The sequence below is a fragment of the Diaphorobacter sp. C33 genome (assembly GCF_030503915.1).
GTDB lineage: Bacteria > Pseudomonadota > Gammaproteobacteria > Burkholderiales > Burkholderiaceae_C > Diaphorobacter > Diaphorobacter nitroreducens.
Genome location: NZ_CP129980.1, coordinates 947,900 through 972,207, shown reverse-complemented (window position 1 = coordinate 972,207; position 24,308 = coordinate 947,900). Strand labels below are relative to the sequence as shown.

The 24,308-nt window shown below is 66.5% G+C and carries 16 protein-coding genes; 9 read left to right on the top strand and 7 right to left on the bottom strand.

Features of this window, described 5'->3' with window-relative positions; genetic code table 11:
* Positions 1 to 9: 9 nt before the first annotated feature.
* A complete protein-coding gene (locus tag QY917_RS04610; protein ID WP_123676304.1) occupies positions 10 to 3,153 on the bottom strand; it encodes an EAL domain-containing protein in 3,144 nt (1,047 codons plus the stop codon).
* A 179-nt stretch (positions 3,154 to 3,332) separates the two neighbouring features.
* On the opposite strand from QY917_RS04610, the gene QY917_RS04605 reads away from it, so the two are divergent.
* Complete coding sequence (locus QY917_RS04605) at positions 3,333 to 5,201, top strand: ABC transporter ATP-binding protein (RefSeq protein WP_269466925.1); 1,869 nt, start codon at positions 3,333 to 3,335, stop codon at positions 5,199 to 5,201.
* 120 nt (positions 5,202 to 5,321) lie between these two features.
* Here QY917_RS04605 and mdtD read toward each other — a convergent pair whose 3' ends face one another.
* Positions 5,322 to 6,758 carry a multidrug transporter subunit MdtD gene (gene mdtD / locus QY917_RS04600; RefSeq protein ID WP_123676305.1) on the bottom strand — a complete coding sequence of 479 codons (1,437 nt, stop codon included), beginning with the start codon at positions 6,756 to 6,758 and terminating at the stop codon, positions 5,322 to 5,324.
* Positions 6,759 to 7,061: 303 nt separating this feature from the next.
* On the opposite strand from mdtD, the gene QY917_RS04595 reads away from it, so the two are divergent.
* Both QY917_RS04595 and QY917_RS04590 read left to right on the top strand, forming a co-directional pair.
* On the top strand, positions 7,062 to 7,640 hold the full coding sequence (locus tag QY917_RS04595; protein WP_088886871.1) for a C40 family peptidase: 579 nt from the start codon (positions 7,062 to 7,064) through the stop codon (positions 7,638 to 7,640).
* Between the two features lie 134 nt (positions 7,641 to 7,774).
* A complete protein-coding gene (locus tag QY917_RS04590) occupies positions 7,775 to 8,254 on the top strand; it encodes an EVE domain-containing protein (protein WP_123676306.1) in 480 nt (159 codons plus the stop codon).
* A gap of 98 nt (positions 8,255 to 8,352) precedes the next feature.
* On the opposite strand, the gene QY917_RS04585 is transcribed toward QY917_RS04590, so the two are convergent.
* Positions 8,353 to 9,243, bottom strand: coding sequence for an NAD(P)-dependent oxidoreductase (locus tag QY917_RS04585; protein WP_123676307.1), 891 nt, complete (start codon positions 9,241 to 9,243; stop codon positions 8,353 to 8,355).
* A gap of 63 nt (positions 9,244 to 9,306) precedes the next feature.
* The gene (locus QY917_RS04580; RefSeq protein ID WP_123676308.1) at positions 9,307 to 10,266 is read right to left on the bottom strand and encodes a class I SAM-dependent methyltransferase; all 960 of its coding nucleotides are present in this window, start codon (positions 10,264 to 10,266) and stop codon (positions 9,307 to 9,309) included.
* Positions 10,267 to 10,389: 123 nt separating this feature from the next.
* Between QY917_RS04580 and QY917_RS04575 the strand changes: the two genes are divergently transcribed.
* On the top strand, positions 10,390 to 10,704 hold the full coding sequence (locus tag QY917_RS04575) for a DUF2322 family protein (protein WP_123676309.1): 315 nt from the start codon (positions 10,390 to 10,392) through the stop codon (positions 10,702 to 10,704).
* A gap of 133 nt (positions 10,705 to 10,837) precedes the next feature.
* Here QY917_RS04575 and lpdA read toward each other — a convergent pair whose 3' ends face one another.
* Genes lpdA through aceE form a run of 3 tightly spaced genes read right to left on the bottom strand, consistent with a single transcriptional unit; the run spans position 10,838 to position 17,113 of the window.
* Entirely contained in the window at positions 10,838 to 12,697 is a 1,860-nt protein-coding gene (gene lpdA / locus QY917_RS04570) for a dihydrolipoyl dehydrogenase (RefSeq protein WP_123676310.1), read from the bottom strand.
* Between the two features lie 16 nt (positions 12,698 to 12,713).
* Positions 12,714 to 14,399, bottom strand: a complete 1,686-nt coding sequence (aceF, locus tag QY917_RS04565; protein WP_123676311.1) for a dihydrolipoyllysine-residue acetyltransferase — start codon at positions 14,397 to 14,399, stop codon at positions 12,714 to 12,716.
* A 17-nt stretch (positions 14,400 to 14,416) separates the two neighbouring features.
* Positions 14,417 to 17,113 (bottom strand): pyruvate dehydrogenase (acetyl-transferring), homodimeric type, encoded by a 2,697-nt coding sequence (gene aceE / locus QY917_RS04560; RefSeq protein ID WP_123676312.1) that lies wholly within the window; start codon positions 17,111 to 17,113, stop codon positions 14,417 to 14,419.
* 169 nt (positions 17,114 to 17,282) lie between these two features.
* Here aceE and QY917_RS04555 point away from each other — a divergent pair, with 169 nt between their 5' ends.
* The 5 genes from QY917_RS04555 to QY917_RS04535 all read left to right on the top strand — a co-directional run bounded on the left by QY917_RS04555 (position 17,283) and on the right by QY917_RS04535 (position 24,265).
* Positions 17,283 to 19,829, top strand: coding sequence for a PAS domain S-box protein (locus QY917_RS04555; protein WP_123676313.1), 2,547 nt, complete (start codon positions 17,283 to 17,285; stop codon positions 19,827 to 19,829).
* Positions 19,826 to 20,452, top strand: a complete 627-nt coding sequence (locus tag QY917_RS04550) for a response regulator transcription factor (protein ID WP_011805358.1) — start codon at positions 19,826 to 19,828, stop codon at positions 20,450 to 20,452. The genes QY917_RS04555 and QY917_RS04550 overlap by 4 nt, the downstream gene beginning before the upstream one ends.
* A 78-nt stretch (positions 20,453 to 20,530) precedes the next feature.
* Complete coding sequence (gene folD, locus QY917_RS04545) at positions 20,531 to 21,379, top strand: bifunctional methylenetetrahydrofolate dehydrogenase/methenyltetrahydrofolate cyclohydrolase FolD (protein WP_047350348.1); 849 nt, start codon at positions 20,531 to 20,533, stop codon at positions 21,377 to 21,379.
* An 87-nt stretch (positions 21,380 to 21,466) separates the two neighbouring features.
* Positions 21,467 to 23,500: a M3 family metallopeptidase gene (locus QY917_RS04540; protein WP_123676314.1), complete on the top strand. Its 2,034-nt coding sequence runs from the start codon at positions 21,467 to 21,469 to the stop codon at positions 23,498 to 23,500.
* 114 nt (positions 23,501 to 23,614) lie between these two features.
* Positions 23,615 to 24,265, top strand: coding sequence for a glutaredoxin family protein (locus QY917_RS04535; protein ID WP_123676315.1), 651 nt, complete (start codon positions 23,615 to 23,617; stop codon positions 24,263 to 24,265).
* Positions 24,266 to 24,308: the final 43 nt, after the last annotated feature.

Below are 24,308 nucleotides of genomic sequence, written 5' to 3'. Positions count from 1 at the left end.
CCGCAGCGTTCAGACGCCGGCCCGCTTCAGCACCAAGGCCTCGAACGCCGCGGCCTGCAGCGGTGGGCTGAGCAGATAGCCCTGCCAGGCATGGCAGCCGTTGCGCTCCAGAAAGGCGCGCTGCGCCTCGGTCTCAACGCCCTCGGCCACCACCCGCAGACCCAGGCTGGTGCCCAGGGCGACGATCGTGCGTGCGATCACGGCATCGTTGGGGTCGGTGAGCACGTCGCGCACGAAGCTCTTGTCGATCTTCAGCTCGTGCAGGGGCAGGCGCTTGAGGTAGGCCAGCGACGAGTAGCCCGTGCCGAAGTCGTCCAGCGAGAAGCCCACGCCGTAGCCACGCAACTGCACCATCTTGGCGATGGTGTCCTCCACGTCCTGCAGCAGCATGCCCTCGGTCAGTTCCAGCCGCAGGCGGCGCGCGTCGGCGCCCGAGGCGGCCAGCGCCTCCAGCACCTGGGGCACGAAGCTACCCTCGTGGAACTGGCGCGGGCTCACGTTCACCGCGACGGTGAGCTCACCCAGCACGGGGTGCGCGCTCCACTGCGCCAGCTGTGCGCAGGCGCTGCGCATCACCCACTCGCCCACGCGCAGGATCAGTCCGCTTTCTTCCGCCAAGGGAATGAATTCCGCTGGCGAGATGAAGCCCCTGTCCGGATGGCGCCAGCGTACCAGCGCCTCGGCGCCCGTGATGCGGCCCTGGTCCACCTTGGGCTGGTAGAACAGTTCTAACTGCCCCGCATCCAGTCCGGCGCGCAGGTCCGCCTCCAGCGCCGCGCGTTCGGACACCGCAGCCTGCATCTGTGGATCAAAAAAGCGCAGCGTATCGCGCCCGGCGGCCTTGGCCTCGTACATGGCAAGGTCGCTGCGCTTGAGCAGCTCGTCCGCCGATTCGCGCACCCCGCGGAAGATGGCGATGCCCACGCTGAGCGCCGTGTGGTGCTGCTGACCGTCGATGTCGAAGGGCGCGCGAATGGCCGCCAGGATCGTCTGGCCCATTTCCTCGGCGCGGTTGGCGGCCTCCTGCGGGTCGGCGCCCAGGTCCTTGAGCACCACGACGAACTCGTCGCCGCCGTGGCGCGCCAGGGTTTCGTCCTCGGGCACGCAGTCGCGCAGCCGCCGGGCCACCTCGCGCAGCAGGCGGTCACCCATGTCGGGGCCTTGTGTCTCGTTGATGGTCTTGAAGTTGTCCAGGTCCAGCATCATCACCGCGCCGCACAGCTGATGGCGGGCGCTCATGGCCAGCGCCTGCTCCAGGCGGTCCAGCAGCAGGCGGCGGTTGGGCAGGCCGGTGAGCGGATCGTTGTAGGCCAGGTAGCGCACCTCTTCCTCGGCCGCCTTGCGCTGGCTCTGGTCCACCATGGTGACGATGTGCGAGTCACCCAGGATCATGCCGGACAGCTCGACCGCGCGGCGCACGCCCGACTTGGCGGTGATCACGCATTCCACGGTACGGATGGCACCGTCGGGGTTCTTCAGCGCCGCCGTGCATGCGGCGTGCCATGCCTCGCGCGCATGCTCGCGTTGGTGTGCGTCGGGCATTACCAGGCGCCACCAGGTGTCCACGTCGGGCGCCTCGCGTATGTCGTAGCCGCAGATCTGGACATGCCGGTCGTTGCGGAACACGATCTTGCCGTCCTGCACCTGGTTCACGCCCACGGGCATGTGGTTCAGGATGTTGCGCAGGTGCTCCTCGCTCTGACGCAGCACCTGCTCCATGTGCTTGCGCTTGCTGATGTCCTGCACCACCGCAAGGTGGTGTTCGGGCTGGCCTTCCAGGCGCAGCGGCGAGACCATGAGGTCCACCCACACCTCGCTGCCGTCCTTGCGGCGGTAGCGCTTTTCCATGCGGTATTCGCTCAGCTCACCGGCCAACATCCGCTGCAATTGCTCCAGGTCCGCGGCCAGGTCGCTGGGCTCGCTGAAGTCCTGAAAGCGCATCTGCTGCAGTTCCTGCGCGCTGTAGCCCAGCAGGTCGCATAACTTCTGGTTCATGCGCACCAGGCGGCCGGTGCGCGAGTCGGTCTGGGCGATGCCCACCGCGGCCTGGTTGAACACGGCGCGCAGGCGCGCCTCGCTTTCGCGCAAGGCCGTATCGGTCTCCTTGGCATGGTCCAATGCCTGCGACCGCCGCAGCACCAGCATCGATACCAGCGCGGTGAGCAGTGCGGTCACCAACAGGCCGCCCGAGCCCAGCAGCCAGGGCAGGCGCGACTCCTGCGGCGAGAGGAACGGCACGACGGGCTGGAACTGCAGGCTCCAGCGCCTTCCGCCCACGCGCACGCTTTGCTCATATTCCATGGCAGAGGTGCCGACGCGCGTCTCCGATTCAAAGAGGGATTGCGGCGGAGCAGGCTCCTCGCTGCTGAAGGGGCCCACGTCCGCCATGCGCAGCGCCAGGCCCTGCATGTTGCCCGCGGTGCGCACGGCATGCACGATGTCGTAGATGCGCAGGCTCACGCCCACCGCCCCCAGAAAGCGCGCCGGCCCCGCCTGTCCGGCCGCCGGCTCGGCAAACACCGGCATGCGGATGATGACGCCCGTGCGGTGCTCGGTTTCCTGGTGCAGCTCGAACGGCGCGGAGGCGACCAGCCCGCCGGTGTCGCGCGCACGGCGCATGGCTTCGAGGTTGGCTGGCTGGGAATGGATCTCCAACCCTTGCACGCTGCTGTTGCCCCCCTGCGGCCAGAGGTAGTCCACCACGAAATAGTCCGGCAATACGGCCTGTGGATGGATGGCGAAATCCCGCGGCAGGTCGCCGTCCAGATGCGGGTCGGAGCGCGCCTGCTCTTCGAAGGCCGCCCGCCGGGGGCCGGGCACGTACCGCGTAAAGTTGATGTTCTTCACGCCGGGGTGGTAATGCCGCAGATCCAGCTCACGCGCCACGCGCTCGAAGTCGGCGCGCCGCAGCTGCGGATTCACCGTCAGCAGGCCGCGCATGCCCTGCAGCAAATCCGCGTGGGATTCCATGCGCCGCTGCAGCGTCTCGGCGAACAGCCGGGCCTCCTGCTCGAAACGCACCCGCGCGATGGCCTGCATGGAGGACTGCTGCTGGTGGTACAGCGCGTAGCTTGCCGCGCAACCGGCCAACGCCACGGCCGCTCCGGGGAGCCAGTGCCAGGGGAACGAGCGCTGTGCGTGGGATGTCGGCATGCGGGCAGATGGACAGGGAGGACAACGGGTGATAGGACGCCGCCTCGCCGCAGAGCATAGCGGTATTTACCCGTGCGGGGGCAACAGACACCGCCAACGTCTGCTGCGACCGCGCAGCCGCGGCACCGCGGCGCCTGCGCAATTCCCCACGCCGGCGTCGCCAGCCGCCGGCTCGTACCATGGCCGCATCAGGAGTGTCCGCCATCGTGTTGTTTCGGTTGTTCGAAAATCGTGTCCCCCCGTACCCTGCGGCCGAGCCGACCGTGCCGCCCGCCGGGTTCCTCGCCTTCGTGTGGGCCAGCACGCGCGGCCTGCGCGGCTATGTCGGGGCCATGGCCGCCCTGTCTGCCGTGGTGGCCATCTACGAGGCGCTGCTGTTTGCCGTGCTGGGACGGGTGGTGGACTGGATCGCCGCCACTGCGCCCGAGCGCTTCTGGGCCGAGCGCGGCACGCTGCTCGCCGGGGTGGCTGCGGTGCTGGTCGCCAGCATTGGCATAGTGGCGCTGCAGACCACCGTGCGCCACCAGGTGCTGGCCATCAACTTCCCGCTGCGCCTGCGCTGGAACTTCCACCGGCTGATGCTGGGCCAAAGCATGGCGTTCTATGCGGACGAGTTCGCGGGCCGCATCACCACCAAGATCATGCAGACCGCGCTGGCCGTGCGCGACATGATCTTTACCACCTGCGACGTGGTGATCGGCATGGGTGTCTACCTGGTCACCATCCTGGCACTGGCGGGCGGCTTTGAATGGCGGCTGCTGCTGCCCTTTCTTGCGTGGGCGCTGTGCTACGCGGCCGCGTGCTGGTACTTCGTGCCACGCCTGGGCCAGGTGAGCAAGGCCCAGGCCGACGCGCGCTCCGTCATGACCGGCCGCGTGACGGACGCATACACCAACATCGCCACGGTGAAGCTGTTCTCGCACACGCGGCGCGAGGCCGAGTTTGCCCGCGCGGCGATGGACGCGTTCAAGACCACGGGCTACGCACAGATGCGGCTGGTCAGCCGCTTCGAGATCGTGAACCACGCCCTGGTGGTGGGCATGATCCTCGGTGCCTGCGGCACGGCGCTATGGCTGTGGTCACGGGGCGAGGTAGGCGCCGGCGCGGTGGCCGCGGTGACCGCCATGGCACTGCGCGTTTCGGGCCACGCCCACTGGGTGATGTGGGAGATGACCACGCTGTTCGAGAGCGTGGGCACCATCCAGGACGGCATCAACACCCTCACCCGCCCGCGCACGGTGGTGGATGCGCCCGATGCCCGCCCGCTGCAGGTCACGCGTGGCGAGGTGCAGTTTGAGAACGTGCGCTTCGGCTACCGCGACGGCGCGGCAGTGATCGACGGGCTGAACCTCACCATCCGCCCAGGCGAGCGCATCGGGCTGATCGGCCGCTCCGGCGCGGGCAAGTCCACGCTGGTCAACTTGCTGCTGCGCTTTCATGACGTACAGGGCGGACGCATTCTGGTGGACGGGCAGGACATCGCCCACGTCACGCAGGACAGCCTGCGCCAGGCGATCGGCATGGTCACGCAGGACACTTCGCTGCTGCACCGATCGATGCGCGACAACATCCTGTACGGCCGCCCCGATGCCTCCGAGGAAGACATGCGCCTGGCTGCCGAACGCGCCGAGGCCGCGCAATTCATCGACGAGCTGACCGACCTGCAGGGCCGCCGCGGCTACGACGCCCAGGTGGGCGAGCGCGGCGTCAAGCTCTCGGGCGGGCAGCGCCAACGCGTGGCGATCGCGCGCGTGATGCTCAAGGACGCCCCGATCCTGCTGCTGGACGAGGCCACCAGCGCGCTGGACTCCGAGGTGGAGGCCGCCATCCAGCAGAGCCTGGACGGACTGATGCGGGGCAAGACGGTGATCGCCATCGCGCACCGCCTGTCCACCATCGCCGCCATGGACCGGCTCATCGTGCTGGACGCCGGCCGCATCGTCGAGGAAGGCACGCACGCACAGCTGCTGGCGCAAGGGGGTGTCTATGCGCGGCTGTGGACGCACCAGAGCGGCGGCTTCATGGGACAGGACCCGGACGAGGCCTGAGCGATACAGGATCGGCCGCGCACGATCATGATAATCAAGACAGAAATAGGCCTCCGAGGCAATACTGGCAAGCGCCAACAGCTCTTTTAACGATAGCACAAGAGACCGACGAGTCCCGGTTCAGCTCTGCTCCTCTGGGCCCAGGGGATGGGGGCGCGGCGGCTCGTGCGGCGGCAACTGCAGGAACAGCGCCGTGGCCGCCAGCGTCAGCACACCCATGCAGGCAAACGTGGCGCGAAACGCGTGGAGTGTGTCCTGCGCATCTGCGGCCCCAAAGTAGCCCTGGAAGCTCGCCAGCACCGCCCCGGCAGCCGCCACCCCCATGCCCATGGCCAGCATCTGCACCATGGACAGCAGGCTGTTGCCGCTGCTAGCATGACCCGTGTCCAGGTCCTTGAGCGTGACCGTGTTCATGGCCGAGAACTGCATGGAGTTCACGCCGCCAAACGCCGCCAACTGCACCATCAGCAGCCAAGGGGGCTGGCCGGGCGTGATCAGGCAGAAGCTGGCGATGAGCAACGCCAGCGCGCAGGTATTGACCACCAGCACCTCGCGATAGCCCCAGCGCCGCACCATGAAGGTGACCGCAGGTTTCACGGCCATGCTGCCCAGCACCGTGGGCAGCATCATCATGCCTGCCTGCATGGGTGCGTAGCCCAGGCTGACCTGCAGCACCAGCGGGATCATGAAGGGCATGCACGAGCTGCCCAGCCGCGAAAACAGGTTGCCCAGCAGCCCCACACGCAGCGTGCGCACCGTAAACAACCCCGGCACAAACAGCGGCGCATCGCTGCGCAGCGCATGCAGCCAGTAGGCCGCCAGACTGGCCAGGCCAAAGATCATCATCACCAGCGACGACGCGCTGCGCGCACCACCGCCGGCCATGCCCTCCACCGCCAGCGACACGGCCGCCATGCCAAAGGCCAGCAGGCCATAGCCCACGGCGTCGAATCCACGCACGGCCAGCACCTCTCCCGCCGCCATGAAGCGCCGCGCGGCCATCAAGCCCACCAGCCCCACAGGCACATTGACCCAGAAGATCCAATGCCACGAGGCGTACTCCACCATCCAACCGCCCAGGGTCGGCCCGATCAGCGGCCCCACCAGCCCGGGAATCGCGACGAAGCTCATGGCGCGGATGAACTCGTCGCGCGGAAATGCCCGCAGCACCGCCAGCCGCCCCACGGGCAGCAGCAGCGCACCGCCCAGCCCCTGGACCACGCGTGCACCCACCAGCAGCGGCAGCGTGGACGACAGCGCGCACAACACCGAGCCGAGCACGAACAACGCGATCGCCGACATGAACACCCGCCGCGTGCCGAAACGGTCCGCCAGCCAGCCCGACGCCGGAATCAGCACCGCCATGGCCAGCGAATACGCCACGATCACCGAGTGCATCTGCAGCGGGCTCTCGCCCAGGTCGCGCGCCATGGCCGGCAAGGCCGTGTTGACGATGGTGGCGTCCAGCGTCTGCATGAAAAAGCCCAGGGCGACCAGCCACAGCAGCGGCTGGCGCGAAGTGGGGGAAACAGGTCCACGCGTCATGAAATCGCCCATGTCGGGCTCAGAAAAGAAGGCCAAAGTGTGCCATTGGGGCCCGTTTGCGGACTGATGCGCTGGTCATATCCGTCAAAACGATGTTGGGCCCTGTCCACCAAACATGAACCGCTATCAAAGTAGAAGCATTTTCCCGAGATGGTGAAAGGCCGGCATGCGAAAGGCACTTCACCCCATCACCGGGCAAAACCCAGCAAGGCGTTGCCTATCGCCGCGGGCACGTTCATGAAAATCCATGTAAATCAACTATTTACTATCACTTGTCGGCAGATTTCCCGTCATGCCGTGGTACCCTCGCGCCCCATGTTTCGTCGGTTGTGCCTGCTGCTGCTGCTTTGCTCGAATGCCTACGCCGCTCCCTCCCCCGAGGTAGAGCGGGCAGCCGCCACCCCTGCCGCCAGCATTGACCGCAGCCTGCTCGTCCAGTTGCAGGACGTTCAGCACAACGTGGCAGACCGCACCTCCTCCCTGATTTCCACCGCCATGGGCTTCATCGGCGTGCCATACCGCCGGGGTGGCAGCAGTGCCGAGACGGGTTTTGATTGCAGCGGCTTCGTGCGCGCCATCTACGAGCAGGCCAAGGGCATGGTGCTTCCACGCCGCGCCAACGAGCAGGCCGCCGCCACCGAAGTCATCGACAAAAAAGACCTGCAGCCCGGCGACCTGGTGTTCTTCAACACCATGCGCCGCGCGTTCAGCCACGTAGGCATCTACGTGGGCGACGGCAAGTTCATCCATGCTCCGCGCTCCGGTGCGCAGGTGCGCGTGGAAGACATGGGCGCTTCCTACTGGCAGCGGCGCTTCAACGGTGCACGGCGCGTGACCACGGACGAAGACGCCGCCGCCATGGCCATTTCGGCGCGCTCTCCGGCCGCCAACTGAGACCGAGGCCGGCACCCTGTCCGGCACTGCTGTAGTAATTGCGGTAAGTAGCTACGCACCGGGCCAGCGTTTTCAGTGCCTGCACATGGGGTGACGGTGTGCAAGCCACACAGGTGTCCTGAGTCCTTCCAGCCATGACCACACCCACTACGCGCTTTTGGCTCATGAAATCGGAGCCCGACGAGTGTTCCATTGACGATGCATTGGGCGCCCCGGGCGCCACCGTGCCCTGGACCGGCGTGCGCAATTACCAGGCGCGCAACTTCATGCGCGACGAGATGCAGGTGGGGGATGGCGTGCTCTTCTACCACTCAAGCTGCCCTGCACCCGGTATCGCCGGCATTGCACGCATAGCCTCGGGCGTACGCCCCGACCCCACACAGTTCGACCCTGAATCCCCTTACTACGACCCCAAGTCACCCCTTGAGAAACCCCGGTGGCTGCTGCGGGACGTGCAAGCCGTGCGCAAGACACGGCTCATTGGCCTGGCGGAACTGCGCGCCCATCCCGAGTCGGCGTCGATGCGCGTACTGCAGCGGGGCAACCGGTTGTCGATCACGCCGCTGCAGCCCCAGGAGTGGACCTTCATCACGCAGGTGCTCGCGGCAGACTAGCGGGCCGCGCGGGTGTCCCCGCCACGCATCAACAGGCTGGAGGCTGGAGGCGCGAGGACTGGCGGCGGGAAAAGGGAATCCCGCCAGAAATCCAACCTTCATCCACCCGTCCCCTTGGCACGCAGCAGCGCTACCAGCTCCGGCACCAGCGCCTGCGGCCCACCCTCGGCAACGGCGGCGGCAAAGGTGTCGTGCACGGCCTGGGCAATGCCATCGGCCGCGCCGCCGTCGTGCGCCATGGCGGTGTAGTAGCCCATGTCCTTGAGCGCGTTGGACATGAAGAAGCGCAGCCCGGAGGGGTCCTGCTGCAGCAGGTAGGGCCGCAGGCGCTCAAGCGCCACGCCGCCGCCGCCGCCCTTGGCGAGAACATCCAGGAACACCTGCGGCGCCACGTCGGCCGCCAGCGCGCAGGCGGCAGCCTCCGCGATCAGCGCCACGCTGCCCAGCGACACATAGTTGTGCAGCAGCTTCATGCGGTGGCCGCTGCCAACGGCACCGGTATGCGTGATGTTCTCGGCAAAGCACTGCAGCACCGGGCGCACTTCGTCGAGCAGTGCGGCCTCGCCGCCCACCAGCAGGTTCAGCAGGCCCTCGGCGGCCTCCTTGGGGGTGCGGGTCATCGGCGCATCCAGGAACCGCCCTCCGGCCGCCGCCACGGCGCGGGCGACGGATTCTGTGGACGAAGGAATGGCCGTGGAGCAGTCGATCACCACGGTGCCGGGCTGCAGGGCGGCCAGGGCGCCCTCCTCGCCCAGCAGCACCGCCTCTACCTGGGGAGATCCCGTCACGCACAGGATGAGCACCTGCACCTGTCGCATCAGTTCATGCACCGATGCGGCGCTGGCCACGCCCTGGGCGCGCAATGCATCCAGGGGCTGGTTGCCAGGGTGCTCCAGCACCGTCAGCGCATAGCCCTTGCGGGCGATATTCATGGCAATGCCGTGGCCCATCAGGCCTACGCCGATCAGTCCGATGCGAGGGGTGTTCATGTGCTGCGTTTCAACCGGTGGGTGGGAAGCGGTGTCCACCGCATTGTGGCGCGCGGAGCCCCTTCAACCCACCGCCTCCGTATCCCGGAAAACCAGTACCTTCAGCGACCGCTCCTCGTCCACATCGGCGAACACCGCCGGGTTGGGAACGCGTTCCACGAACGCCAGCGAAGGCGCCTGGGATCGCATCTGCTCGCGCAGAAACTCCATCCCCAGCTCCGGCGCGTTCAGGCACAGCAGGGCGTGGCCGCCCGGTATCAGCAGTTCCGGCAGGCGCCGCATGAGCCGCGCATAGTCCTTGGTCGCGACGAAGCTGCCCTTCTGGTAGGACGGCGGATCCACGATCACCAGGTCGTACGGCCCGCTGCGCGTGATCTTGCCCCACGAGCTGAAGATGTCATGCGCCAGAAAGCGGGCACCGGCGCCCAGCCCGTTGAGCTGGTGGTTCTGCTGCCCGGTGGCTATGGCACCCCGGCTCATGTCCACATTCACCACCTCTGCCGCGCCCGCCTGCAGCGCAGCGACCGAAAACGCACAGGTATAGGCGAACAGGTTGAGCACCCGAGCGCCGCGCCCGGTGCGTGCGCGGTGGTTCGCCACATGTGCGCGCACCCAGCGACGCCCTTCGGCCATGTCCAGGAACAACCCGTGGTTCTGCCCGCGCAGCACCTGGACGCGCAGGCGTGCGCCATCCTCGGTGACCACATGCGGCTCGGGCACCTCGCCCGCCATCAGCCGCGTATCGCTGCGGCCCTCGATGCGCAGCGCCTCGCCGCGGTGCTGGAACACCCAGTTCAGCGGCTGCCCTGGCGCCACCTGCTGCCAGCGTGCGCGCAGGGCGCCGTCGATGGTGGCGAGTGCGTCGTCCGTCACCGGGGCGAAGCTGGTGAGCACCAGCACGGGTGGATAGGCATCCAGCGTCCACTGCTCGCTGCCGGGAAACCGCCCGCCACGCCCATGGAAGATGCGGCAGGCCTCAACGGGCGGAGTGAGGGTGGCGATGGCGTCGAGCAGGGCTTGCATGAGGGGGCGGGCGCAAAGAAAAACAGGCATCAAAATGCCCTCTAACGCAGATTGTGCCAGCGCTAACAGCTATGGTTTTTACGTTATCGTCACGGTTTCATCCGCTCCGTTCAAGGCTTTTGCATGACCTTCGCTGACAACCTGCGCCAATTGCCCTCCATTGCCCACCTGGCCGCCCTGCAACTGCTGGACGACGCCGGCCAGGTGGTGGCCACCATTCCCAACCAGCCGGGCAAGACGGGCTCGCTGACCGTGTACGCCGCGCTGGCCGCCAAGCACGGCGGCATCACCGTCGCCGCGGCGCAGGAAGGCCTGGAACTGTTCGCCGAACACACCGCCGATGCCCGCCAGCATCCCGGCAGCCATCCCAACATCGACCGGCTGCTGCAGGTGGTCGAGACGGGCCAGGGCTACCGCGTGGCACTGGTGCAGGCCTGAGCTGCCACGCACACTCGCCAACCCAGCACCTCATACTCAAAAACGCCTCCAGCCCTTGCACAGCAAGCGCTAGGCGCTATCAAAAGCATAAAAAAAGCAGCCAGAGGCTGCTTTTTTGCTACGGCCGCGGCCTTTACCTGCGCTGCGGCGGCACGTCCGTGCAACTGCCGTGGGCAATCTCCGCCGCCATGCCGATGCTCTCGCCCAGCGTGGGATGCGGGTGGATGGTCTTGCCGATGTCCACCGCGTCCGCGCCCATCTCGATGGCCAGGGCGATCTCGCCGATCATGTCGCCGGCGTGCGTGCCGACGATGCCGCCGCCCAGGATGCGGCCGTGGCCGTGCGCCTCGGGGCTGTCGTCGAACAGCAGCTTGGTAAAGCCCTCGTCGCGGCCGTTGGCGATGGCGCGGCCGCTGGCCGCCCAGGGGAACAGACCTTTCTTGACCTTGATGCCCTGCGCCTTGGCCTGGTCCTCGGTCAGGCCCACCCAGGCCACTTCGGGGTCGGTATAGGCCACGCTCGGGATCACGCGGGCGTTGAAGGCAGCGCTTGCCAGTTCCTTGTTGCCCTGCAGTTCACCGGCGATGACCTCGGCCGCCACGTGCGCTTCATGCACCGCCTTGTGCGCCAGCATGGGCTGGCCCACGATGTCGCCGATGGCGAAGATGTGCGGCACGTTGGTGCGCATCTGGATGTCGACGTTGATGAAGCCGCGGTCCGTCACGGCAACACCGGCCTTGTCAGCGGCGATCTTCTTGCCGTTGGGGGTGCGGCCCACGGCCTGCAGCACCAGGTCGTACACCTGGGGCTCGGGCACCGTGACGCCGTCCTTGGCGGGCGCGAAGCTCACCTTGATACCTTCGGGCGTGGCCTCGGCGGCCACGGTCTTGGTATTCAGCATCACGTTGTCGAAACGGTGCTGGTTCATCTTCTGCCATACCTTGACCAGGTCGCGATCAGCGCCCTGCATCAGGCCGTCCAGCATCTCCACCACGTCCAGGCGCGCGCCCAGCGTGCTGTACACCGTGCCCATTTCCAGGCCGATGATGCCGCCACCCAGGATCAGCATGCGTTTGGGCACGTCCTTGAGCGCCAGCGCACCGGTGGAATCCACCACGCGCGGATCGTCGGGCATGAACGGCAGGCGCACGGCCTGGCTGCCGGCGGCGATGATGGCGCGCTTGAACGCCACCACCTTCTTGGCGCCGGTCTTGTCCTGGCTGGTGCCGGTGGTTTCCTCCACCTCCAGGTGGTTGGCGCCGACGAAGTGGCCGTAGCCGCGCAGCACGGTCACCTTGCGCATCTTGGCCATCTGCGCCAGCCCGCCGGTCAGCTTGCCGATGACCTTTTCCTTGTGGCCGCGCAGGGTGTCGATGTGGACCTGCGGCGCGCCGAAGTCGATGCCGGCGCTCTTCAGGTGGCTCACCTCGTCCATCACCGCGGCCACGTGCAGCAGCGCCTTGGAAGGAATGCAGCCCACGTTCAGGCACACGCCGCCCAGGGTGGCGTAGCGCTCGACCAGCACCACGTTCAGGCCCAGGTCGGCGGCGCGGAAGGCGGCGCTGTAACCGCCGGGGCCGCCGCCCAGCACCAGCACATCGCACTCCACGTCGGCACTGCCGCCGAAGCTGGATGCTTCTGTTTTAGGAGCTGCTGGCGCTTGAACAGCGGGCGCTGGAGCCGGTTTTGACTCAGATGGCGGTGCGCTGGGTGTGCTCGCCGCGGCAGGGGCCGCAGCCGGCGCCGCCGCACCCTGCGCCACTTCCAGCGTCAGCAGCACGGAGCCCTCGGCCACCTTGTCGCCCAGCTTGACCTTGAGCTCCTTGACCACCCCGGCGTGGCTGCTGGGAATCTCCATGGAGGCCTTGTCGGACTCCACGGTGACCAGGCTCTGCTCGGCCCGGATGGTGTCGCCCGGCTGCACCAGCACTTCGATCACGCCCACCTCGGCGAAGTCGCCGATGTCGGGCACCTTGATGTCGATGATTGCCATATGTTGTGCTCCGTCCTTACAGCAGGATGCGGCGGTAGTCCGCCAACACCTGGCCCAGGTAGGCGTTGAAGCGCGCGGCAGAGGCGCCGTCGATCACGCGGTGGTCGTACGACAGGCTCAGCGGCAGCGTGAGGCGCGGCACGAACTGCTGGCCGTCCCACACGGGCTTCATCTGGCTCTTGGACAGGCCGAGGATGGCCACCTCGGGCGCATTGATGATGGGGGTGAAATGCGTGCCGCCAATGCCGCCCAGGGAGCTGATCGACATGCTGCCGCCCTGCATGTCGGCCGCACCCAGCTTGCCGTCGCGGGCCTTCTTGGCCAGCTCGGCCATCTCGGCGCTGATCTGCAGGATGCCCTTCTTGTCGGCATCTTTCAGCACAGGCACCACCAGGCCGTTGGGCGTGTCGGCCGCAAAGCCGATGTGGAAGTACTGCTTGTAGACCAGGGCGTCGCCGTCCAGGCTGGCGTTGAACTCGGGGAACTTCTTCAGCGCCGCGACCACGGCCTTGATGACGAAGGCCAGCATGGTGACCTTGACGCCGCTCTTCTCGTTCTCCTTGTTGGTGGAGACGCGGAAGGCTTCCAGTTCGGTGATGTCGGCCTCGTCGTTGTTGGTGACGTGGGGAATCATCACCCAGTTGCGCGACAGGTTGGCGCCGCTGATCTTCTTGATGCGCGACAGCTCCTTGCGCTCGACGGGGCCGAACTTGGCAAAGTCCACCTTGGGCCACGGCAGCAGGTCCAGGCCCACCCCAGAGCCACCCGCAGCGGGCGCCTTGCTGCCCTGTGCCTGGGTCTGCAGCGCACCGCTCATCACCTGGCGCGTGAAGGCCGCCACGTCATCCTGCGTGATGCGGCCCTTGATGCCCGTGCCCTTGACCTCCGCGAGCGGCACACCCAGTTCACGGGCGAACTTGCGCACCGAGGGGCTGGCGTGCGGCAGGCCCGGCGTGGGCGTCGAGGGCTGGTGGACCGGCACGGGCGCCGTTGCCGTTGCCGCAGCTGGTGCGGGCGCGGAGGCCTGAGCCGCCAGGGGCGCGGCAGCGGCCGGAGCGGAAGCGGCCGCTGGTGTAGAAGCCTGCGCCGGGGCGGCGGCCGGTGCCGCGGCGGCACCTTCAAGCACCGCCACGAGGTCGCCCACGTTGATCTTGTCGCCGATCTTGACCTTGAGCTCCTTGAGCACGCCGGCGGCGGGCGAAGGGATCTCCATCGAGGCCTTGTCGGACTCCACGGTGAACAGCGACTGCTCCACCTTGACCGCATCGCCGGGCTGGACCAGCAACTCGATCACGGCGACGTCCTTGAAGTCACCGATGTCGGGCACACGCACCTCAACCGCGCCACCACCCGCAGCAGGGGCGGCGGGTGCAGCAGGCGCGGCAGGCGCTTGCGTTTCGATAGCTGCCGGCGCTTGCGCGGCGGGCGCTGGAGCCGGTTTTTCATCAGAAGCAGCGGCTTCGCCCGCAGCCTCCAGCACGGCGATCACGCTGCCTTGCTTGACCTTGTCGCCCAGCTGGACCTTGAGTTCCTTGACCACACCCGCGTGGCTCGACGGGATTTCCATCGAGGCCTTGTCGGACTCCACGGTGATCAGCGACTGCTCCGCCTTCACCGTGTCGCCCACCTTGACCAGCAGCTCGATCACGCCGACTTCGTCGAAGTCGCCGATGTCGGGAACCTGGATGTTTACCAATGCCATGTCGTGTCTCCCGATCTTCAGGCGTGCAGGGGGTTGATCTTCTCGGTCTGGAGGCCGTACTTGGCAATCGCCTCGGCCACCTTCTCCTTGGGCAGCTTGCCCTCGTCGGCCAAGGCGCTGAGCGCGGCCACGGTGATGTAGTGGCAGTTGACCTCGAAGTGCTCACGCAGGCGGTAGCGGAAGTCGCTGCGGCCAAAGCCGTCGGTACCCAGCACGGTGTAGGAGCGCCCTGCGGGGATGAAGGCGCGGATCTGCTCGGCGTAGTTCTTCATGTAGTCGGTGGACGCCACCACAGGGCCCGGGCGGCCGCCCAGCTGCTGCGCCACGAAGGACACGCGCGGTGTCTCCAGCGGGTGCAGCAGGTTCCAGCGCGCCACGTCCTGGCCCTCGCGGGTCAGCTCGTTGAAGCTGGTGCAGCTCCACACGTCGGCCTGCACGCCCCAGTCGGCGGCGAGCAGCTTCTGCGCCTCGATCGATTCGCGCAGGATCGAGCCCGAGCCCAGCAGCTGCACGCGCTTGTCGCCGTCCGCGCCGGCCTTGCACAGGTACATGCCCTTGATGATCTGCTCTTCCGTGCCCGGCTGCAGGCCCGGCATGGCGTAGTTCTCATTGAGCAGCGTGATGTAGTAGTAGACGTTTTCCTGCTTCTCCACCATGCGCTTCAGGCCGTCCTGCATGATGACCGCCACCTCGTGCGCGAAGGTCGGGTCGTAGCTCACGCAGTTGGGAATGGTGTTGGCCAGGATGTGGCTGTGGCCGTCCTCGTGCTGCAGGCCTTCGCCGTTGAGCGTGGTGCGGCCCGACGTGCCCCCCAGGATGAAGCCGCGCGCCTGCATGTCGCCCGCGGCCCAGGCGAAGTCGCCAAAGCGCTGGAAGCCGAACATCGAGTAGTAAACATAGAACGGGATCATGATGCGGTTGTTCGTCGAATACGACGTCGCCGCAGCGATCCACGAGCACATGCCGCCCGCCTCGTTGATGCCTTCCTGAAGAATCTGACCGGCCTTGTCTTCCTTGTAGTACATCACCTGGTCGCGGTCGACCGGGGTGTAGAGCTGCCCCTTGGGGTTGTAGATGCCAATCTGGCGGAACAACCCCTCCATGCCGAAGGTACGCGCCTCATCCACCAGGATGGGCACCACGCGCGGACCCAGGGCCTTGTCGCGCAGCAGCTGCGTGAGAAAGCGCACGTAGGCCTGGGTGGTGGAGATCTCGCGGCCCTCCGCGGTGGGCTCCAGCACGGCCTTGAACGTCTCCAGCGCCGGCACGGTGAAACTCTCGTCGGCGTGCGTGCGACGCTGCGGCAGGTAGCCGCCCAGGGCCTTGCGGCGCTCGTGCAGGTACTTCATTTCCGGCGTGTCGTCGGCCGGCTTGTAGTAGGGCAGCTTGTCCAGCTCGCTGTCGGGGATCGGGATGTTGAAGCGGTCGCGGATGTACTTGATGTCCTCGTCCGACAGCTTCTTGGTCTGGTGCACGGTGTTCTTGCCCTCACCGGCCTTGCCCATGCCATAGCCCTTGACGGTCTTGACCAGCAACACCGTGGGCTGGCCCTGGTGTTCATTGGCCGCATGGAAGGCGGCATACACCTTCTCGGGCTCGTGACCACCGCGGCGCAGTTCCCAGATTTCGTCGTCGCTCAGGTGCTCCACGAGCTTGGCCGTCTCGGGGTACCTGCCGAAGAAATGCTTGCGGATATACGCGCCGTCCATGGCGCGGTAGGTCTGGTAGTCGCCGTCCAGCGTCTCCATCATCAGCTGCTTGAGCTTGCCGCTCTTGTCGCGCGCCAGCAGCTCGTCCCAGCCCTTGCCCCACAGCAGCTTGATGACATGCCAGCCCGCACCGCGGAAGTCACCCTCCAGCTCCTGGATGATCTTGCCGTTGCCGCGCACCGGGCCGTCCAGGCGCTGCAGGTTGCAGTTGATAACGAAGATCAGGTTGTCCAGGTTTTCACGTGCGGCCAGGCTGATCGCGCCCTTGCTCTCGGGCTCATCCATCTCGCCGTCGCCCAGGAAGATCCAGACCTTGCGGTTCTCGGTATTGGCGATACCGCGGGCATGCAGGTACTTGAGAAAGCGCGCCTGGTAGATGGCCATCATCGGCCCCAGGCCCATGGACACCGTGGGGAACTGCCAGAAGCCCGGCATCAGCTTGGGGTGCGGGTAGCTGGACAGGCCCTTGCCGCCTACTTCCTGGCGGAAGTTTTCGAGCTGGTCCTCGGTGATACGGCCTTCCAGGTAGGCGCGGGCGTAGATGCCGGGCGCGCTGTGTCCCTGGAAATAGATGCAGTCGCCGCCGTGGCTCTCGCTCTCGGCATGCCAGAAGTGGTTGAAGCCCGCGCCCCACATGGAGGCCAGCGAAGCGAAGGAGCCGATGTGGCCGCCCAGGTCGCCGCCGTCATGCGGATGCAGGCGGTTGGCGCGCACCACCATGGCCATGGCATTCCAGCGCATGTAGGCGCGCAGGCGCTTCTCGATGGCGATATTGCCGGGGCAGCGGGCCTCCTGGTCCGGCTCGATGGTGTTCACGTATCCCGTATTGGCGGAGAACGGCAGGTCAATACTGCTCTGGCGGGCCTGCTCCAGCAATTGCTCCAGCAGGAAGTGGGCACGCTCCGGCCCCTCCTTGTCGATCACTGCCGACAGCGCGTCCAGCCATTCGCGGGTTTCCTGTTGGTCGATGTCGGTAGCGGTCAGGACTTTGGTCGGATCAGACATACCTGTCTCCTTGATTCAGTGGCAATAACGGTAATACGGGCGCGAGTTTCGCACAAATTTTCATCATTTCAAATGATGCTTTTTCATCTCTTAATATGAAAAATTGCTGCGATTGCACATTATTTCTTCAGATGAAATCGTCCCCGCGAAGCCTTTAAACTCCGCGCCCATGGAGTCTCCTGTCGCGCCCTCTTCCACCGTGTCTGCCGTTAAAACCCCGGCGCGCTGGTGGCGTGCCTGGTGGCGCAGCCTCTCGCCCACGCGCCAGGACCGGTTCGCGGCGCTGGCGCCCGTGGCATCGGTGCTGATGTTCCTCGCTGCCATCGTGGCCTCGTTCTGGTATTTGCGCACGGAAGAGGTGGAACGCGAGAAGGAAGCCCTCAGGCGCGACGTGGAATACGCCCAGCAGCGCGTGCGTTTGCGCTTGCTGGAGCGGCAAGAGCAGATCATGCGCATCGCGCGCGATCTATCCAACCAGGATGTGGAGCGCGCGGACTTCGGCAGCCGCGCCGAGCCGCTCATCAGCCAATACCCCGAGCTGCAGGCCATCACCTGGATTGACGAGCGCCGGCGCATCCGCGCCAGCCACGCCGCGCCCGCCGTGACCAGCAGCCAGCTGCGCGTGGGCGGCGAGGTGCTCAAGCCCGGCGAGACCACCAACCTCTTTAACGCCGTCCGCGACCTGCAGCAGCCGCTGTATTCGCAACCCACGGCCACCGAGGGCGAGAGCGCTCCCCTGCTGCAACTGCAGGTGCCCCTGTCGCCCCAGGGCAAGTTCGGCGGCGTGGTGCTAGCGGAATATTCCATCGACAGCCTGCTGCGCTACGGCACTCCCACCGAGGTGCTGGCGCGCTACGCCGTCACGTTGCTGGACGGCAATGGCCGCACCTTGGCGGGCACGCCCCTGCCCCCGCGCACCAATGCGCTGCTGCCCTGGGCCACCAAGGCCAACCAGTATGAGATCCCGGTCTCCCCGGTGGGCAACGGCCTCGTGATGCGGGCGCAGGCGTACCGTACGTCGCTGGGCGTGGTGGGCAGCGGGTTGTTCTGGCTCGTGGGCACGCTCAGCGTGATGACGGCGTGGATGCTCATCGCCACCTGGCGGCACACGCGCAGGCGGCTGCAGGCCCAGGAAGCACTGGTGGCAGAAACCAACTTCCGCCGGGCGATGGAGAACTCCATCCTCACCGGCATGCGCGCGCTGGACCTGGAAGGCCGCATCACCTATGTGAACGCCGCGTTCTGCCAGATGACAGGCTGGACCGAGGCCGAGCTGGTCGGGCAGACCCCGCCCTACAGCTACTGGCCCGAGGGCGAATATGAGTCGCTGCACGCCAATCTGCGCGACGAACTCTCGGGCAAGACCGTGCCCGGTGGATTCCAGGTACGCGTGCGGCGCAAGAGCGGCACGCTGTTCGATGCGCGCCTGTACGTCTCGCCGCTGATCGACGCACGCGGTCACCAGACAGGCTGGATGACCTCGATGACCGATATCACCGAGCCCAACCGCGTGCGCGAGCAACTCACCGCCTCGCACGAGCGCTTCACTATCGTGCTGGAGGCGCTGGACGCCTCCGTCTCCGTGGCGCCGCTGGGGAGCGAGGAGCTGCTGTTTGCCAACCGCCTGTACCGCCAATGGTTCGGCTCGCAGACCAGCGGCCACCTGCAGCTGGTGGCGCAGGCGGGCGTGCTGCCCACCTCCTACAGTTCCGGCGGCATGGACGACGAAGATGGCCTGATGGGCCTGCCCACCGACTCGCTGACCAGTGCCCGTTCGGAGAACGCCGAGATCTATCTGCCCGATCTGGGCAAGTGGCTGGAGGTGCGCTCGCGCTACCTGAACTGGGTGGACGGCCGGTTGGCGCAAATGGTCATTGCCACCGACATCACGCCGCGCCGCCAGGCCGAGGAGCAGGCCGCGCGCCAGGCCGAACGCGCCCAGTCGGTCAGCCGCCTCATCACCATGGGCGAGATGGCCTCCAGCGTGGCTCACGAACTCAACCAGCCGCTCACCGCCATCAGCAACTATTGCAGCGGCATGGTCTCGCGCATCCAGGGCGGCCAGATCAGCGAGGAGGCACTGCTCACGGCGCTGCAAAAGACCGCCCACCAAGCGCAGCGCGCCGGCCAGATCATCCAGCGCATCCGCGCCTTCGTGAAAAAAAGCGAACCCAACCGCACGCTGGCCGACGTGCACGAGATGGTGAGCGAAGCGGTGGAACTGGCCGACATCGAGCTGCGGCGCCACAACGTGCACCTGACGCACTACGTCGCCGCCCGCCTGCCCCAGGTGATGGCCGACACGATCCTGATCGAGCAGGTGCTTATCAACCTGATGAAGAACGGCGCCGAGTCCATCGCCCAGGCCCACCGCCCCCCATCCGGGCGCAGCGTGGAGCTGCGCGTGGTGCCGCGCCATGTGGATGGCCGCGGGGTGATCGAGTTTTCGGTGCAGGACACGGGCAAGGGCCTGGCCCCGGAAGTGCTGGCGCACCTGTTCGAGGCGTTCTTCTCCACCAAGAGCGAAGGCATGGGCATGGGCCTGAACCTGTGCCGCAGCATCGTCGAGTCGCACCAGGGCCGGATGCACGCGGAGAACCTCTACAATGGATCGGAGGTCACCGGCTGCCGGTTCTCCTTCTGGCTTCCGCTCGCCACTGCTGCGGATGCCACTATCAATTCCGCAGCAACGTCAACCCCAAGGACTATTGCATGAGTTTGATTCCGAAAAAAGGCACCGTCTATGTCGTCGACGACGACGAAGCCGTCCGCGACTCGCTCCAGTGGCTGCTGGAGGGCAAGGACTACCGTGTGCGCTGCTTTGATTCGGCGGAATCGTTCCTCGCACGCTATGACCCGCGCGAAGTCGCCTGCCTGATCGTGGACATCCGCATGGGCGGCATGACGGGCCTGGAGCTGCAGGACCGCCTGGTCGAACGCAAGTCGCCCCTGCCCATCGTCTTCATCACCGGTCACGGCGACGTCCCCATGGCCGTGAACACCATGAAGAAAGGCGCGCTGGACTTCATCCAGAAACCTTTCAACGAAGAAGAGTTGCTGGGCCTGGTTGAGCGCATGCTGGACCATGCACGCGAAGCCTTTGCCGACTACCAACAGGCCGCCAGCCGCGACGCGCTGCTGTCCAAGCTCACCAGCCGCGAGGCGCAGGTGCTGGAACGCATCGTTGCCGGCCGCCTGAACAAGCAGATCGCCGACGACCTGGGCATCAGCATCAAGACGGTGGAGGCGCACCGCGCCAACATCATGGAAAAGCTCAACGCCAACACCGTGGCCGACCTGCTCAAGATTGCCCTGGGGCCAGGTAGCGCCAAGGCCTAATCGCTCCGTTTTCAATAGCTGCCTGCGCATACCAGACAAGCGCCAGGCAGCTTTTTCATTTGTATCGTGGATTCATCAATGACAGCCCAACTGATCGACGGCAACGCCCTCTCCCGCCAACTGCGCACTGAAGTCGCCGCGCGCACGGCCGCGCTGAAAGACCGCGGCATCACCCCTGGCCTCGCAGTGGTGCTGGTGGGCGACAACCCTGCCAGCCAGGTCTACGTGCGCAACAAGGTCAAGGCTTGCGAGGACGTGGGCTTTCACTCGGTGCTGGAAAAGTACGACGCCAGCATGACCGAAGAACAGCTGCTGGCGCGCGTGCAGGCGCTGAACAACGACCCCAGCATTCACGGCATCCTGGTGCAACTGCCGCTGCCCAAGCACATCGACGACCACAAGGTCATCGAAGCGATCTCGCCCCTCAAGGATGTGGACGGCTTTCACGTCGCCAGCGCCGGGGCACTGATGGTGGGCGAGGTGGGCTTCAAGGCCTGCACGCCTTACGGCTGCATGAAGATGCTCGAATCCATCGGTATGAAGGACCTGCGCGGCAAGCACGCCGTGGTCATCGGTCGCTCCAACATCGTGGGCAAACCCATGGCCATGATGCTGCTGGCAGCCAACGCCACCGTCACGGTCTGCCATAGCGGCACGGCGGATCTTGCCGCCATGACGCGCCAGGCCGATGTGGTGGTGGCTGCCGTGGGCAAGCGCAACGTGCTCACGGCCGATATGGTCAAACCCGGCGCCGTGGTGATCGACGTGGGCATGAACCGCAATGACGAAGGCAAGCTCTGCGGCGACGTGGACTTCGAGGGCGTCAAGCAGGTGGCGGGCTACATCACGCCAGTGCCCGGCGGCGTGGGCCCGATGACAATTACCATGCTCTTGGTGAACACCCTGGAAGCGGCTGAGCGCCTCTGACGCGAGGCACCCCTGACCCGAGTGCCGATGCGCGCGCGTTTGCGCCAACGGCTTGAACCCACTCACGGCAACGCCATCTAAGCCAGCATGAGCAATCCCCTCCTCGACTTCTCGGGCCACATTCCCTTCGATCGCATCACCCCCGCCGACGTAGCCCCTGCGGTGGATGTGCTGCTGCAACGCGCAGACGCCGCACTGGAAACCGTCACCCAGCCGGACTACCCGGCCCGCTGGGATGCGATTGCGCAGGTACTGGATGTCGCCACCGAGGAGCTGGGCCGCGCATGGGGCGCCGTCAGCCATCTCAACAGCGTGGCGGACACGCCCGAGCTGCGCGCCGCCTACAACGAGGCGCTGCCCAAGGTCACCGAGTTCTGGACCCGCCTGGGCGCCGACGAGCGCCTGTACGCCAAATACAAGGCGATCGACTCCGCCACGCTCAACCCCGAGCAGCGGCAGGCGCACAGCAATGCGATCCGCAACTTCGTGCTGTCGGGCGCCGAGCTGCAGGGCGCAGCCAAGGAGCGCTTTGCTGCCATCCAGGAACGCCAGGCCGAGTTGCAACAAAAGTTCAGCGAGAACGCGCTGGACGCCACCGACGCCTACGCCTACTACGCCACGGCCGAGGAACTGGACGGCGTGCCGGCCGACGTGCAGAACGCCGCCCGCGCCGCGGCCCAGGCCGAGGGCAAGGACGGTTACAAGCTCACGCTGAAGATGCCGTGCTACCTGCCGGTGATGCAGTTCGCCACCAGCAGTGCCCTGCGCGAGAAGCTCTACCACGCCTACGTCACACGCGCATCGGACCAGGCCAGCGGCGACGCCGCGCGTTTCGACAACACCTCCGTGATGGCCGAGATTCTCGCGCTGCGCAAGGAAGAGGCGCAGCTACTGGGGTATGGCAACTTCGGCCAGGTGTCGCTGGTGCCCAAGATGGCGCAATCGCCCGAACAAGTCATCCACTTCCTGCGGGACCTGGCGCACCGCGCCCGGCCCTTTGCGGAGAAGGACGTAGCCGACCTGCGCGCCTTTGCCGCTGAGCATTTGGGCCTGGCCAACCCCCAGTCTTGGGACTGGCCCTACATCTCCGAGAAACTCAAGGAAGCGCGCTACGCCTTCAGCGAGCAGGAGGTCAAGCAGTACTTCACGGCGCCCAAGGTGCTGGCCGGGCTGTTCAAGATCGTCGAGACGCTGTTCGAGGTGGCCATCCGCCGCGACGTTGCGCCCGTATGGAACAGCGCCGTGGAGTTCTACCGCATCGAGCGCGGCGGCGAGCTGGTGGGTCAGTTCTACCTGGACCAGCCTGCCCGCCAGGGCAAGCGCGGCGGGGCCTGGATGGACGATGCGCGCGCCCGCTGGCTGCGCCCGGACACGGGCCTGCTGCAGACACCGGTGGCGCATCTGGTGTGCAACTTCGCCGACGGGGTGGACGGCCGCCCACCCCTGCTCACGCACGACGACGTGATCACCCTGTTCCATGAATTCGGCCATGGCCTGCACCACATGCTCACCCAGGTGAACGAGCGCGACGTGTCAGGCATCAGCGGCGTGGAATGGGACGCCGTGGAACTGCCCAGCCAGTTCATGGAGAACTTCTGCTGGGAATGGGAAGTGCTGCGCCACATGACCGCCCATGTGGACACGGGCGAGCCGCTGCCGCGCCCGCTGTACGACAAGATGATCGCGGCCAAGAACTTCCAGGCCGGCATGGCCACGCTGCGCCAGATCGAGTTCGCGTTGTTCGACATGCTGCTGCACACCGAGCACGACCCCCAAGGCGACGTGCTGGCGCTGCTGGACCGCGTGCGCGACGAGGTGGCCGTGCTCAAACCTCCCACCTTCAGCCGCTCGGCCCACACGTTCAGCCATATCTTCGCGGGCGGCTACGCGGCGGGGTATTACAGCTACAAGTGGGCGGAGGTACTCAGCGCAGACGCGTATGCAGCGTTCGAGGAAACTGCCGGCGCGGGCGGGGAACCCAGCGCGGAGACCGGCCGGCGCTACCGCCAGGCCATCCTGGAAGCGGGCGGCAGCCGCCCCGCCATGGACTCCTTCAAGGCCTTCCGCGGCCGCGAACCCACACTGGACGCGCTGCTGCGCCACCAGGGCATGGCAGCATAAAAGTGAGCGGTTCGCGCTTGTCTGCCGGGCGTTTGCGCCTGCTTTCTACTTCAGAATGGCTTGCAGCAAGCGCGATCAGCTATTATTTTTAAGAAACCAAGAGGAGAGGAACCCATGTCCATCATTCGCAACGCTGCCGTGTTGGCCACCACATGCGCCACGGCCGCCCTGCTGTCCACGGCCGCCCTGGCCCAGCAGGTGTACCGCATCGTCGGGCCGGATGGCAAGGTGACCTTCTCCGACCGCGCTCCCGCCGCAAACGCCGAGGGCACAGCGGTCGGCGCCGGACCACGCAGCGGCGGCGCCGAGGCCCTGCCCTACGCTCTACGCCAGGTGGCCACGCGCTTTCCCGTGACGCTGTACACCAGCAGCGACTGCGTGCCCTGCAACAGCGCGCGCAATCTGCTGATCAACCGTGGCATTCCTTTCACCGAGCGCACCGTCAGCACCAACGAGGACATCGACGCGCTCAAGCGCATGAGCGGTGAATCCAGCCTGCCCTTCGGCACCATTGGCGCACAGCAGCTGCGGGGCTTTTCCGACACCGAGTGGACGCAGTACCTGGACGCCGCCGGCTACCCCAAGCAGTCGCAATTGCCGCCGAACTACCGCCGCCCTGCGGCAGCCCCGCTCGTTGCGGTGCCTGCGCAGCCTGCAGCACCGGCTGCAGACAAGGCGTCCGCTGCTCCCGCACGACGCCCCTCGGCGCCACCGGCAGCACCCACGGGGCCGTCTCCCTCCAATCCGGCCGGCATCATTTTCTAAAAGCGAGGGATGCTTGGCGCGGCATTGCCGCGCCACTGCCATC

Coding starts and splice junctions, on each gene's coding strand:
- aceF (WP_123676311.1), bottom strand. CDS start 14,399: ATGGCATTGGTAAACATCCAGGTTCCCGACATCGGCGACTTCGACGAA.
- QY917_RS04535 (WP_123676315.1), top strand. CDS start 23,615: ATGTCCATCATTCGCAACGCTGCCGTGTTGGCCACCACATGCGCCACG.
- QY917_RS04580 (WP_123676308.1), bottom strand. CDS start 10,266: ATGCAAGCCCTGCTCGACGCCATCGCCACCCTCACTCCGCCCGTTGAG.
- mdtD (WP_123676305.1), bottom strand. CDS start 6,758: ATGGGCGATTTCATGACGCGTGGACCTGTTTCCCCCACTTCGCGCCAG.
- QY917_RS04610 (WP_123676304.1), bottom strand. CDS start 3,153: ATGCCGACATCCCACGCACAGCGCTCGTTCCCCTGGCACTGGCTCCCC.
- QY917_RS04605 (WP_269466925.1), top strand. CDS start 3,333: ATGGCCGCATCAGGAGTGTCCGCCATCGTGTTGTTTCGGTTGTTCGAA.
- QY917_RS04595 (WP_088886871.1), top strand. CDS start 7,062: ATGTTTCGTCGGTTGTGCCTGCTGCTGCTGCTTTGCTCGAATGCCTAC.
- QY917_RS04540 (WP_123676314.1), top strand. CDS start 21,467: ATGAGCAATCCCCTCCTCGACTTCTCGGGCCACATTCCCTTCGATCGC.
- lpdA (WP_123676310.1), bottom strand. CDS start 12,697: ATGGCAATCATCGACATCAAGGTGCCCGACATCGGCGACTTCGCCGAG.
- QY917_RS04575 (WP_123676309.1), top strand. CDS start 10,390: ATGACCTTCGCTGACAACCTGCGCCAATTGCCCTCCATTGCCCACCTG.
- QY917_RS04550 (WP_011805358.1), top strand. CDS start 19,826: ATGAGTTTGATTCCGAAAAAAGGCACCGTCTATGTCGTCGACGACGAC.
- QY917_RS04590 (WP_123676306.1), top strand. CDS start 7,775: ATGACCACACCCACTACGCGCTTTTGGCTCATGAAATCGGAGCCCGAC.
- aceE (WP_123676312.1), bottom strand. CDS start 17,113: ATGTCTGATCCGACCAAAGTCCTGACCGCTACCGACATCGACCAACAG.
- QY917_RS04555 (WP_123676313.1), top strand. CDS start 17,283: ATGGAGTCTCCTGTCGCGCCCTCTTCCACCGTGTCTGCCGTTAAAACC.
- folD (WP_047350348.1), top strand. CDS start 20,531: ATGACAGCCCAACTGATCGACGGCAACGCCCTCTCCCGCCAACTGCGC.
- QY917_RS04585 (WP_123676307.1), bottom strand. CDS start 9,243: ATGAACACCCCTCGCATCGGACTGATCGGCGTAGGCCTGATGGGCCAC.